We start from the raw sequence: 12,974 nt of genomic DNA, 5'->3' as shown, positions 1-12,974 counted from the left end.
AAGGGGGATACTATGCATAAGATATTAGAGAAATGGATAGAGAAAAATAGGTATAAATTAGAAGAAATAGGAATTACTACAGATGAAATAATTACGACAAGTGAAGAAGTAGAATTGCCCTGCATAAGGGTGGACCAGAGTACAGATAAATGTATTGGTAGAATTTGTGTGTGGAAAGATGGGACTATTGATTTAGAGGTTTTAGATATACAGACTGAGAGGAGATTAATGTTTGCACATTATGAAGAACAACACGAAGTAGAGTGTTTTATACAACCATATATTAAAGTAATATTGAAAAATTAAAAGATTTGTTAGGCTCAGCATACCAATTAAGTTTGGTACCTGCTGGGTTTTCTTTTTGCCTAAAATACATAACCATGAAAATGTGATACACTAAAGGTGGTTGAATATAAATGATAATATTATTAGTTAGAATAATTATAATATTTTGGTATGACAGAACTAATCAATGTTCTTCTAACTAAAAACAGTCCAGAAGTAGTTATTATGGATACACAAGTTAAAGCACTTAGTATGTCTCGTAATGAGCTGATAATCAAAGCGATTACGATTCTACTTAACTTTGAGCCTACATTTTACAAGAAGTTAGAGGTCTATAAACACTAGTTTTGACAGCAGAAGGACTTAAATCGATAGAAGATATCCAAGTAGGGGCCAATGTTTACGCTGAAAATCCAGAAACAGGAGAAAAAGGCCTGAAAGAAGTTCAAGCCACTTATATTCATGATAAAGTAGTCATTATCTGAGCTGGTCAAGCAAAATTGTAACACTATAGTTGAAATCTTCTCTAGCTCTTGGGGAATAACTCCCCAACCCCCTGTAGACTAGATTCTTAAAAAGCATTTTAGTTAAAATACTTTTTAAAAATCTAGTGTAAAAAAGCTAACTATAGCTTGTTCTTTTCGTAGCTGGAGCTTTACCCCCATTAAATGAATGAGGTCTTACATGATTATACCAGCAATAAATCTCCCCATAGATACCTTGATTTAAGCACTCATCATCTTTGAAGTGATGTTGTGAAACATATTCTGTTTTTAACGTGCTATAGAAACTCTCCATAGGTGCATTATCATAGCACGAGACCGCTATGTAACCACACAGACCTATGATGCTCTAGGAAACATAGAAACCACTACTGATGGTGCAGGTAGAACAATGAAGACTTTTTATGATGCTAGAGGCAATGCCAAAGAGGTTTATGATGGCTATGGTCAGCTTATTAGCAAAATGACCTATGACGCAGCTTCTAACTTAGAAACTGTTACAGATGCCTTAGGCAATACCACTACGAACCGCTATGACAATATGAATCGTCTTCAAACCTCTATAGATGCTCTTAATCAAACTAAAGAAAGGCAATATGATAATAGAGGTAACTTAAAACAGGTAGTAGACCCAGCTACAGAAAACAGAACAGAGCCAGTTATTACATCAGCTACTTATAATCCAAAGGGACAAGTGAAGACCACCACAGACCCAGAAGGCAACACTCAAAGCTATGACTATGATATAATAGGTAATTTGTTAACAGAAACCACACCATTTGGTGGTAAGTATTCTTATACTTATAACGATCTTAATTTACTTAAAACGAAGACCAATGCAAGGGGCCAAACAGCAACCTATGACTATGACGCCGCAGGTAGAATTAAGAGTTTAACAGACCAAGTAGATAGCACTAGCTACACTTATGACAAAAATGGCAATCTACTAACTGTAAGTTCGGCAAAAGCAGGTACTATCACTAGAACCTTTGACGAGCTAAACCGTGTCAAAACTTATACAGATGCAAATGGTAATACGATCCAATACAACTATGATGCTGCAGGCAATCTCAAGGAACTGACATATCCTAATGGGCAAACCATTACCTACAACTACGATGGCTCAGGTTTACTCACAGACACCATAGACTTTAATGGTGGTACAACTCACTATGACTATGATAATAACGGCAGAATCAAAACCATCACAAGACCAAACGGCACTACTAGAAACACTACTTACGATGCGGCAGGTCAAGTGAAAACCATCATTGACACAAATGCCAAAGGTGAAAACATCTGTAACTATAGCTTTGACTATGATGCCGGTGGTAAAATAAAAGAAGAAAAAGGCTTGAATGAAAACCTCACTATTACTAACGGTGAAACCATCATGACCTATGGCAAAGGCAATAGACTCCTTACCTACAACGGACAAGAAGTTAAATATGACGCTGATGGTAACATGACCTATGGGCCACTAGATGGCAAGATGGTAGAGTTTAAGTACGATGCTAGAAATAGACTTATAGAGGCCGGCACAACAACTTACCAATACGATGCAGAAAATAATCGCATCGGCAAGACGGAAAATGGTGAAACAACGACTTATGTAGTGGACACCACTAGTGGTGCTCTTTCTAAAGTCTTGGTAGAGAAAAAAGGTAGTACTGTCAGACAATACATCTACGCTACAGGTTTAATCATGCATGTAGAAGGTGGTGAATATGCGACTTACCACTACGACAACAGAGGAAGTACAGTAGCTATTACTAATGGACAAGGAACAGTAACAGATACCTTTACCTACGGTCCATACGGAGAACAATGCGGCAGAACAGGAAAGACAAGAACACCATTTCTCTACAACGGTAGATACGGTGTAGAAACAGACAACAACGGACTCTACTACATGAGAGCAAGGTACTACAATCCAGATATCAAACGCTTTATTAACCAAGATGTTATTCAAGGAAGTTTAGATAATGCCATAACCCTTAATCGATTTGCTTATGCAAATGGTAATCCTATATCTTTAATAGACCCATTTGGATTAGCAGCAATCCCGGACTTAAACTACAGACCTAAAGATGCACAAGATGCTGCAAGGTATACAGTAGAACTAGAAGCTTATAAGCAAGCTTGCTTGACTTCAATTAAAGCATTTGATCAAGGTGATATTACTTTCTTAGAAGAAAATGAATTCTTAGGAAGGGGAACAGAATTACAAAGATTAGGTGCATTAAGTATTTTAAAAACCAATCATCAGCTAACAGGAGAAGATATCATTGCGCTTGGATTCATGAGTCAAGAAGAGTATGATAGCAGAAGTTGGCATCAGAAACTATTTTCAGCAAGTCCTAGCGATATTGCAGCTTTAACTACAACGGCATATAACAGCTATCAACATGGAGCATATTTTGGTGATTGGGCAATGCAAGAGTATAGTAAGCAAGTTCAACAAGTATCTATGTTAACAGATATGTATATGTTCTCTGCAATAGGTAATTATATTGGACAAATGGACCCATGTTATAGTGTATGCTTTGTAGAAGGAACACTTGTTTCAACTGAAGACGGATTAAAAGCAATTGGAATAATACAAGTAGGTAACTATGTATGGTCACAAAATATCCAAACAGGAGAAATAGCATTAAAGCAAGTTGTTAATGTTTTTATTAATGAGACAGATGTATTAGTTAATATTTATGTTGATGATACAATAATTAGGGCAACTGAAACACATCCTTTCTGGGTAGAAGAAAAAGGTTGGGTTTCGGCTAAAGAATTAACATCAGGCGATAGGCTAAGGTTACAATCTGGAGAGATTATTCAACTAGATAAGATAGAAATTAATATTTTAGAAGAGCCGATAAAGGTATATAATTTTGAAGTAGAAGATTGGCATACATATTTTGTATCGTCTGAACGTATTTTAGTTCATAATAAATGTAAGCCGGATCAACTCCATCATTTTAGTACTAATAAAAGTAAAAAATACACGTATCAGTTTGAAGAGATAACAAATAAGTATGGATTAGATTTAGATGGTGATTGGAATAAAGCAATGATGCCACATCAAGGAAGACATCCTTATGCATATCACGAGTATGTACTTAAGAAAATGAAAGAGATTGATGTAATAGCACAAGGTGATGTAGAGATGTTTAAGGCGCTATATGAAGGAGTAAAACAAGAAATTAAAAACAATCCGGAGATGTTATATAAGGCATATTGGGTAAAATAAGAACAGTAAGGAGACAAGTGATGAAATACTATGAATTAATATATGATTATGAGCATGATAAGGGGTGGGTAGGCTGTAAAAGTGCGAAGAGTAGTAATGTTAATCAATACATAGTCTGTAAGGGAGAAAAAGTTGCTCAGTGGCCTGAAGAAGTAATGTTCGAATATAATTCTAAGGAAGAGAATATATTTACAGATTACTTGCATAATGCCAAAGGTTGGCTGATAGTATCTAAGCAGTTTCGGATACTAATAAGAACACTGATTGAAGAAGAAGTACAATATCTACCTGTAAAAATAAAAGATGTGGTGACACAGGAGGTTGTAACAGATTATCAAGTTGCTAATATTATTGATGTTTTAGAGGCATTAGACCTGGAGCATTCAGACTACTCCTATATTACAGCTAAGGATATTAAGCTACTCTCCGTTAAGAAATATGGTTTAAAGGCTGAGGTGATAAAAGGTCATCATATATTCAAATTAAAAGAATCTATTATGCCTATATTTGTATCAGAAGTATTTAAAAAAGAAATCGAGACAAATAAGTTATCTGGATTTTCTTTTTTAGAAGTTAAAGTTAACTAGAGAAAAAACAGTGAAATGGGGGAGAGAAGGATGGCGATGTATAAAGGGATAATGGAAGAAGTAACTTATTTCAAATTAAAGACAAGCGTAAAGGAATGGCTTAGTGCTTTAGAAAAAGAAGAATTACCAGATAGCATAAAAGCGCTTAATTTTGGATTATATGAGCCATATGGTATGGAAGTAATAGGAGCAAAAGAATATGACGAGGAGGATGATGACTGGGCTTGTGAAGAAGATTTTGTACCAGAGCAAAGAGCGTGTCCTTATTTTGAAATCGATGAAAGTATAGAGTGGGAGAAAGTACTTGAGATAGCTACTAGTATTTTACAAGAACTTGTTGAAGAATTAAATGATAATAAGTTATTGAAGGTAGAGCATATCACAACAGGTTTTTGTGATGGAGATTTGGTTGTTATCAAATAGATTTAAGGCATAGAAAAAATCCGTCTAATATAAAAATAACGGATTTTTTCTACATTATTTTATGAGTATGATGAACGTGACAAAGTGACTAAAATCATAGTGCTAGATTATTATATAACCCTTAGACTTATGATAACTTAGAGGATTTTAAAGAATTGACATATCCAAATGGACAAAACATTACCTACAACTACGACGGCTCAGAATTGCTTACAGACACCATAGACTTTAACGGCGGTATCACTCACTATGACAATAACGGCAGAATCAAAACCATCACAAGACCAAACGGCACCACGAGAACCACGACCTACGACAAAGCCAGTCAAGTGAAAACCATCATCTGTAGAACAGGTGGCACTTGCTAAGATGTCAGGGAAGATATTTAGTGCTAAAGCAGATCAAAAGTCTACAAACGCCAAGGCTCAACTTGATGGATATATAAAAGTATTAAAAAACAAGGATTATTTAAAAATCCTGTAGCAGGAACTACTCTCGATACAAAAGGAGTAAGAATTCCTTATAATGACAAAGTAAAATTTGATGAGATGAAGAATCCATTGATGATTAATGTAATTACAGGAGAAATTCAACAGTAATAACTAAAAAAACGCCCATCCTAGAAAAATCTAGAATGGGCGTTTTTGGACTCCAGCACTTGTTTTTGACTTCTACAACCATTACCTGTATTTACAAAAGGACACAAAGGTTGCTCCTCAGCGCCAATATGTCATCTGATGAGAATACAAGTAAAGTTATAAAAGCTTAAACAAGAGGAGGAGCTCCTAACAACTTAGCTGGTGCACCCTAAGCTAGGAAGCTAAGGTGTTAGGACTCTGGTTTAAAACTTTATTTGGTAATGCAAGGTATAAAAACATTTCAAACAACTTATAAGTGGCGCCTCCCTTGCAGCGCATCAGTGAACATTTTCCTTAAGTCCAGAGGTACCTATAACAATAGATTGAGACTTGGCTGACCCGGTCAGTTCCTCAGATTGAAGCTGTGGTGATTATGCCGTGGGAAGTTATTTGTTTTGTCTTTACACTCTATTATATGTGGTAAAAGTAATCATTCCCTAAAAAATTTTAAAATTAATTTAACCAAGAGCATTTTTCAAGAATAAAGGTGTAAAAGTCTTAAAAATCTGAATAATTTGCTGTGAACTTGGCTATTTTCTAAGATAAGAATAGCACTTAAGGAGATGAATAATGAAAAAGCAAATTACCATAGATGGACAGCAAAGTGATTGGTTTGAAAAAGCTGTTTTTGTTTTAAAAGAAAGTAAAACCACTCCGATTCCTAATAATTTATTTCAATATGCAGAGCATTTAGTTGAAAACCAGCTTAAGAAATCGCCTATTTCATTTAACCAAGCCTCTAAAAAAACAGAAATGCCCTATGATCCCTATCTAGAAAATCTAAAATTAGAAGCTGCTAGAAAGCATGAATTAGCATTGAAACGGCAAAAGAGAGCCAAGATGATTGATGCCTTTCTCTATCTATCCATTTCTTTTTGCTTCATATGTGTAATGTTTTTACTTTTTAAAATATATTCCTAGCTTTTAAACTATTGAAAAGTAAGCTGTTTTTGATTTATAGTAGAATAAATATGAGATAGCGTGAGTAAGATAGATAAGATTCATTGATTTGAATGTGAAAATTTATCAAAACCTAAAATATGGCTATACTATATAAGGAGCGTAGGATGGCAGAGCAAATTCATAGAAAGATAAAAAGGTTCATCGAGAAAAATCAGTTAATCGAACAAGGAAACGAGCTTATTTTAGGTGTATCAGGAGGCATGGACTCTATGATGCTCCTTCACTATTTCTACACTTATAAGGAAGCATATCAGGTAAGTTTAAAAGTGGCTCATGTCCATCATGGTATTAGAGAGAGTGCGGATTTAGATGCGGCCCTAGTAGAAGAAACTTGTAAGGCCTATTATATTCCTTTTTATAGACATAATTGCAATATTAAAGCGCTAGCAAAGCAAAAAAAATGCTCAGAGGAAGAGATTGGAAGAGAAGAAAGATACAATTTCTTTATATCTTTATTAAATCCGGGTGCTAAAATAGTAACAGCTCATAACATGAATGATCAAGCTGAAACGATGATGATGAGATTTTTTAGAGGAACAGATATTAAAGGACTAGGTGGTATTTTACCTAAAAGAGGGCAAATCATTAGGCCTTTATTAGATGTGACACGGAAGGAGATAGAATCCTACTGCAAGGTACATCAGGTGCCTTTCAGACATGATGAAACCAATTTTATGCCCATTTATACCCGTAATAAGATTCGGTTAGAATGTACACCTTATATAGAAAGTGCGATTAATCCTTCTTTTATAAAAGTATTAGGTGAACATAGTCAGCTCTATAGAGAGGAAGAAGATTTTTTAGAAGGTTATACAAAAAGTTTATTTGAGTTAGTGGCCAGTCAGCAGGAAACAGCTATTGTGCTAGATGAGAAATTACTTAAAAGCTATCATCCGTATATGCAAAAAAGACTTTTTTTTATGGCAATAGAAAAGCTTACAGGCAGTTTAAAGGATTTTAGTTCTAAGCACTTAGAAAGCGCTTTAGCTTTAATGGAAGGACAAAGTGGAAAAGAAGTTCACTTGCCCAAGCAAGTTACTTTACGTAAAATCTATGATCAGCTTATTCTTACTAAGGAAAAGCTAAGTTCATTGTCTTACGCTATACCGCTAAGTCTAGGTACACAAGAGATTAAAGAAGCAGGCTTAGTCCTTAGCTTAAAACTTGTTTCTAAAGAGGCAATTCATCAAAAAAGTGAAAACTTATATACTAAATATATTGATTATGGTAGAATAAAAAATGGATTGCAAATTCGTACAAGACAGCCTGAAGATTACATTTCCTTAGGTGCTGGGACGAAAAAGCTAAAAAAACTTTTTATCGATGAAAAAATCTCTAAGGATGTAAGAGATAGCTTACCTCTTATTGCAGATGGAGATGAAATTATATGGGTTATAGGGAGCCGTTTAAATACGGACTATTATGTTACCCAAGAAACCACTAAAGTCTTAGAAATACAAATGATGAATGAGAGGTAAAGGCATGCTTAATTTAGAAACGCTCATATCAGAAGAAAGATTGCAAGCTCGCATCGCTGAGTTAGGAGCTGAAATCAGTCATGATTATGAGGGGAAAGAGATTATTGTTTTGTGTATCTTAAAAGGTGGGGTCATGTTTATGACTGACCTTGTTAAACATATTACAGTACCACTCAAAATGGAGTTTATGGTAGTATCTAGCTATGGTGATGAGTATAAAAGTAGTGGTATTGTAAAAATCGTTAAGGATTTAGATGAGCCAATTACGGATAAACATGTACTTATAGTAGAAGATATTATTGATTCAGGTAGAACGCTAGCTTATGTGAAAAAAATGTTAGGAGAAAGAAAGCCTGCAAGTATTAAGCTTTGTACCTTACTTAATAAAGAAGAAGAACGTGTAACAGACGTTGAAGTAGAGTATGAAGGCTTCAAGGTAGGCAATGAATTTGTGATTGGCTATGGTTTAGATTATAAGCAATATTATAGAAATCTACCTTATATTGCAGTAAATAAAGGGTAACCCCAAGAGTCAGAAAGGAGGATTTAATTATGAAAAAGAAATTCAAAGGAACTTATGTGTACCTTATTTTAGTTGTTGTTCTGACTTTGTTTGTATTCTATGGCACTAGTAGAGATTTAAGTGATACATCTCCTAAAATGAGTGCGCTTGATGTAATGACAGCAATAGAAAATAAAGAAATCAAATCTATAGAGCAAATTATCTCAAGTGGTGATGATGGTAAATTTATCATTACAGATAAAGACGGTAATAAATCAACCATTAGTGTTGCTCAAGAAGCATTTAGTAACTATATTTATAACTTATCTCCAGAGCTTAGAAGCTCATTTAAGTTTACAAGTAGTGAACCACAAACAAGCTTATTCTTCCCAATCATGCAGATTGTACTGATTATCGGTATGTTTATATTCATTATGATTTTCTTTGTACAACAAATGCAAGGTGGTGGAGGCGGCGGTGGCCGTATCATGAACTTTGGTAAGAGCAAAGCCAAGATGACCATCGACGAAAAAGGAAATATTACCTTTAAAAATGTAGCAGGTCTTGAAGAAGAAAAAGAAGAGGTTGCAGAAATTGTTGACTTTCTTAAAAATCAAAATCGCTATATCCAAGTAGGTGCTAAGATTCCTAAAGGTGTCCTTTTAGTAGGACCTCCAGGAACAGGTAAAACCTTACTTGCTAAAGCAGTAGCTGGTGAAGCTGGCGTACCATTCTTTAGTATTTCAGGTTCAGACTTCGTTGAAATGTTCGTAGGTGTAGGTGCTTCTCGTGTACGTGACCTTTTCGAACAAGCAAAGAAGAATGCACCTTGTATCGTATTTATTGATGAAATTGATGCTGTAGGACGTAAGCGTGGCGCTGGTCTTGGCGGCGGACATGATGAAAGAGAACAAACACTTAATCAATTACTTGTTGAAATGGATGGTTTCGGTGCTAATGAAGGTGTTATTGTAATGGCTGCTACAAACCGTGCAGACATTCTTGACCCAGCTCTTCTTAGACCAGGTCGTTTTGACAGACAAATTGTAGTAGGTAGACCTGATGTTAAAGGACGTAAAGATATTATTAAAATCCATGCAAAAGGTAAACCATTAAATGAAGATGTTGATATTGAAACGATCGCTAAGATTACTTCAGGCTTTACAGGAGCAGATCTTGCGAACTTAATGAATGAAGCAGCCTTACTTACTGCACGTCACAATAAACGTGCTATTGATATGGAAGAGGTTCAAAAAGCTTTCGTTAAAATCGGTATTGGTACAGAAAAGAAAAGCTACGTTATTACTGATGAAGATAAACGTATCACTGCTTACCATGAGATTGGGCATGCTATCTTACATGAAATTTTAGATAAAATTGAGCAAGTACACAGTGTTTCTATTATCCCAACTGGTTTTGCAGCAGGTTATACAATGCCAGTACCAAAAGAAGATCATAGACATATGACTAAAACAAGAATGCTTCAAGAAATTATTAGCTTACTTGGTGGTCGTGCAGCAGAAGAAATCGTTATTGGTGATATTACAACAGGTGCTTCTAACGATATCGAAAGAGCAACTAATATTGCAAGAGATATGGTTACTAAATATGGTATGAGTTCTTTAGGGCCAATTAAATTTGGAGATGAACAAGAAGAGCCATTCTTAGGTAGAGACTATAATCATCAACGTAATTACAGTGATGCTTTAGCAACAGAGATCGATAAACAAATTAGTGAAATCGTTCGTGAGTGTCATGATAAAGCTGTTGCTTTATTAAAAGAAAATATGGAAGTACTTCATAGTGCATCTGAAGTGCTGATTAAGAAAGAAAAAATCACAGGTAGAGAGTTTAGAAAGCTTATGAGAGGCGAAAGTGTTGATATTGATAAAGTAGATGATATCAATTTCTTCGAAACAGAAGAAGAACTAGAAGCTGATAAACAAGCTATGCAGCAAAAAGAAAATACAGAATCAGTAAGCTTAGCTAAAGCAGATGAAACTGAAAATAATTTATAAAAAGTAATGGGGCTGTTACACTTTAGGTGTAGCAGCCTTTTGCTCACTAAGGGAGAACTAAAATACTTATCCTATTGCTATATGACTTAAAGTGTTATATAAATATATCATATGTGAGGTTCCAAGGGATGGAGGAGTAATAATGAAAGATAAAGTACTTGCCTTATTAAAAAAGCAAGAAGCATATATATCAGGAGAAGAAATGAGTCAAAGCCTAGGTGTAACGAGAGCAGCTGTATGGAAAGCTATTAAAAAGCTTCAGGGAGAAGGCTATATTATAGAATCAAGTACTAAAAAAGGATATAAATTAGTAGAAAAACCAAATGTGATTACACCAGCAGAGTTAGCACCTATGCTTTGTGGCTATACTTTAGGACAAGTGATTAAGTATTATGAGGTAGTTGATTCTACCAATGAAAAGGCGAAAGCTTTAGCAAGAGAAGGGGCAAGTGAAGGGACTTTGGTGATTGCTGATCAACAATCTGCGGGGAAGGGGCGTTTAGGAAGAAATTGGAACTCTCCAGCAGGTACAGGGATATGGATGAGCCTTATTTTAAAACCAGAGATTTTACCTCAATATGCAAGTCAATTAACCTTAGTAGCAGGACTTTGTATGTGCGAAGCTATCAGAGAGGTTACAGGTTTAGATGCTACTATTAAGTGGCCAAATGATATTGTAGTAAATGGGAAAAAGGTATGTGGCATTTTAACAGAGATGAGTGCTGAAATGGAGCGTATTAACTATATTGTATTAGGAATAGGGGTTAATGTGAATCACAAAGCATTTCCTGAAGAACTGCCATTTGCTACTTCTTTAGCATTAGAGGGAAAGCAGGATTATGAAAGAGCAAGTCTTATTAAAGCATTTTTAGAACGCTTTGAAAAAGATTATAAGCATTATAAAGTGGATCCTCATTTAACAGCTATTTTAAGCCGTTATGAAGCTCATTGTATAACACTTGGCAAGACGGTGAAAATAATAAGTGGAAATGAGAGTTTTACAGCAGAGGCGAAGGAGCTTACCATAGATGGTAATTTAATCGTTAAAACTGAAACTGGTGAAGAAAAATTAATACACTCAGGTGAAGTTTCAGTAAGAGGATTATATGGTTATATTTAGAGAGGAAAAGGAATGAACTATGGAAAAACATATTTTAATATCAGTATCACCTTATGTACAAAAGTACTATATCAACGATTTATATGAAGATTTACCAAAGGATATTAAGGAAACATTACGAGCTAAACTAGGTGTTATTGCAGAGAAAACAAATGCTATTATTTCCCTAGGCTTTTATGAAGATGGCGAAGTGTTTATGGAACAACGTTATGAGGACTTAAGTTTTTATGATGAGATTGGAGCAGAACTTAGAATTAAGAAGTTCCAAAAAGAAGAAGTAGAACTTTTAAAGGCTGTTAAGATGTGGTATGTGGTTTATCATACACCTAATGGCGCTATTGTAAGAGATGTGGTAGTACTTCAAAGTGAAAATAAAAGTAAAGAAGAGATTATTAGTACTATAGTGGAAAAATATGGGGAAGCTTTTAAGGAATTCGTTATAATGCTTTTGGAAGACTAAGGAGTAAATTGCCTATACTAATATAAACTATTATGCTATAATGTATGCTGTTAAAAATAAGCGTTGCATCTTATTAAAGAGCGACAGCAAGGAGGAAAAAATGAATATTAAAAGAAATACTAGGAGTCTAACGTTTTTGGGAGTGCTTATAGCCATTGAACTGGTGCTAACTTTTGCACATATTGGTTTTATACCCTTACCCTTTATGAAGGCAACGATCCTACATATCCCTGTTATCATAGGAGCCATTTTCTTAGGACCTATAGAAGGAAGTATATTAGGATTGGTATTTGGTATTTTATCTGTTGTGATGAATACTATTGAGCCTGGCGTTACTTCGTTTGTATTTTCACCTTTTTATACTTTAGGAACCACTAAAGGAAATGTATGGAGTTTAGTGGTAGCTCTTGTACCTAGGGTACTAGTTGGGATTACATCTTATTACACTTATCAGTTCATGAGCAAGTTTGACAAAACGAAATGGTCAGCTTATATAGGAGCAGGTATTGTGGGTTCACTTACAAATACCATATTTGTTATGAGTTTTATTTATTTATTTTTTGGACAAGCTGAACCTTATGCAAGTAATACAGCACAAGGTATTGGATTTGTTTTCAAGGTGATTATGGGCGTTGTACTTACTAATGGCGTACCAGAAGCCATTGTAGCAGCTGTTTTAGTAAGTGCAATAGGTAAGGTATTAAGTAAGGTTTTTAAAACGCAGCGTATTTTAGCAAGGTAGAGGTTAGG

14 protein-coding genes are annotated in these 12,974 nt (G+C 35.0%); 12 read left to right on the top strand and 2 right to left on the bottom strand.

The features are described 5' to 3' along the window. The first annotated feature begins 12 nt into the window (after positions 1-12). Both EKH84_RS20475 and EKH84_RS23010 read left to right on the top strand, forming a co-directional pair. Positions 13-306 (top strand): immunity protein TriTu family protein, encoded by a 294-nt coding sequence (locus EKH84_RS20475; RefSeq protein WP_127067728.1) that lies wholly within the window; start codon positions 13-15, stop codon positions 304-306. A gap of 326 nt (positions 307-632) precedes the next feature. Continuing rightward, positions 633-770 carry a polymorphic toxin-type HINT domain-containing protein gene (locus EKH84_RS23010; RefSeq protein ID WP_127067727.1) on the top strand — a complete coding sequence of 46 codons (138 nt, stop codon included), beginning with the start codon at positions 633-635 and terminating at the stop codon, positions 768-770. A 136-nt stretch (positions 771-906) separates the two neighbouring features. Here EKH84_RS23010 and EKH84_RS23005 read toward each other — a convergent pair whose 3' ends face one another. Next, positions 907-1,113, bottom strand: coding sequence for an integrase core domain-containing protein (locus tag EKH84_RS23005; protein WP_442861339.1), 207 nt, complete (start codon positions 1,111-1,113; stop codon positions 907-909). A 66-nt stretch (positions 1,114-1,179) separates the two neighbouring features. On the opposite strand from EKH84_RS23005, the gene EKH84_RS20460 reads away from it, so the two are divergent. Genes EKH84_RS20460 through EKH84_RS20450 form a run of 3 tightly spaced genes read left to right on the top strand, consistent with a single transcriptional unit; the run spans position 1,180 to position 5,045 of the window. Continuing rightward, complete coding sequence (locus EKH84_RS20460) at positions 1,180-4,035, top strand: polymorphic toxin-type HINT domain-containing protein (RefSeq protein ID WP_127067725.1); 2,856 nt, start codon at positions 1,180-1,182, stop codon at positions 4,033-4,035. A gap of 20 nt (positions 4,036-4,055) precedes the next feature. Further along, positions 4,056-4,622 carry an imm11 family protein gene (locus tag EKH84_RS20455; RefSeq protein ID WP_127067724.1) on the top strand — a complete coding sequence of 189 codons (567 nt, stop codon included), beginning with the start codon at positions 4,056-4,058 and terminating at the stop codon, positions 4,620-4,622. 30 nt (positions 4,623-4,652) lie between these two features. After that, positions 4,653-5,045, top strand: coding sequence for a hypothetical protein (locus tag EKH84_RS20450; RefSeq protein WP_207669751.1), 393 nt, complete (start codon positions 4,653-4,655; stop codon positions 5,043-5,045). 200 nt (positions 5,046-5,245) lie between these two features. Here the strand turns inward: EKH84_RS20450 and EKH84_RS22680 are convergent, their stop codons facing one another. Then, on the bottom strand, positions 5,246-5,374 hold the full coding sequence (locus tag EKH84_RS22680) for a hypothetical protein (protein WP_256372383.1): 129 nt from the start codon (positions 5,372-5,374) through the stop codon (positions 5,246-5,248). Between the two features lie 879 nt (positions 5,375-6,253). Between EKH84_RS22680 and EKH84_RS20440 the strand changes: the two genes are divergently transcribed. From EKH84_RS20440 to EKH84_RS20410, 7 genes are all read left to right on the top strand, one after another. Beyond that, the gene (locus tag EKH84_RS20440) at positions 6,254-6,604 is read left to right on the top strand and encodes a hypothetical protein (protein ID WP_127067722.1); all 351 of its coding nucleotides are present in this window, start codon (positions 6,254-6,256) and stop codon (positions 6,602-6,604) included. 146 nt (positions 6,605-6,750) lie between these two features. Then, positions 6,751-8,124 (top strand): tRNA lysidine(34) synthetase TilS, encoded by a 1,374-nt coding sequence (tilS, locus tag EKH84_RS20435; RefSeq protein ID WP_190283418.1) that lies wholly within the window; start codon positions 6,751-6,753, stop codon positions 8,122-8,124. Positions 8,125-8,128: 4 nt separating this feature from the next. Continuing rightward, entirely contained in the window at positions 8,129-8,647 is a 519-nt protein-coding gene (gene hpt, locus EKH84_RS20430; protein ID WP_127067720.1) for a hypoxanthine phosphoribosyltransferase, read from the top strand. A gap of 29 nt (positions 8,648-8,676) precedes the next feature. Next, on the top strand, positions 8,677-10,644 hold the full coding sequence (ftsH, locus tag EKH84_RS20425) for an ATP-dependent zinc metalloprotease FtsH (protein ID WP_127067719.1): 1,968 nt from the start codon (positions 8,677-8,679) through the stop codon (positions 10,642-10,644). Positions 10,645-10,786: 142 nt separating this feature from the next. Further along, positions 10,787-11,764, top strand: a complete 978-nt coding sequence (locus EKH84_RS20420) for a biotin--[acetyl-CoA-carboxylase] ligase (protein ID WP_127067718.1) — start codon at positions 10,787-10,789, stop codon at positions 11,762-11,764. Between the two features lie 19 nt (positions 11,765-11,783). Next, the gene (locus tag EKH84_RS20415) at positions 11,784-12,224 is read left to right on the top strand and encodes a DUF6145 family protein (protein WP_127067717.1); all 441 of its coding nucleotides are present in this window, start codon (positions 11,784-11,786) and stop codon (positions 12,222-12,224) included. 100 nt (positions 12,225-12,324) lie between these two features. Beyond that, positions 12,325-12,966: an ECF transporter S component gene (locus EKH84_RS20410; RefSeq protein WP_013658346.1), complete on the top strand. Its 642-nt coding sequence runs from the start codon at positions 12,325-12,327 to the stop codon at positions 12,964-12,966. Positions 12,967-12,974 lie beyond the last annotated feature (8 nt).

This window comes from Cellulosilyticum sp. WCF-2 (assembly GCF_003990395.1).
Lineage (GTDB): Bacteria > Bacillota > Clostridia > Lachnospirales > Cellulosilyticaceae > Cellulosilyticum > Cellulosilyticum lentocellum.
The sequence above is the reverse complement of the archived record's forward strand: the minus strand, read 5'-3'. Positions and strand labels throughout refer to the sequence as shown.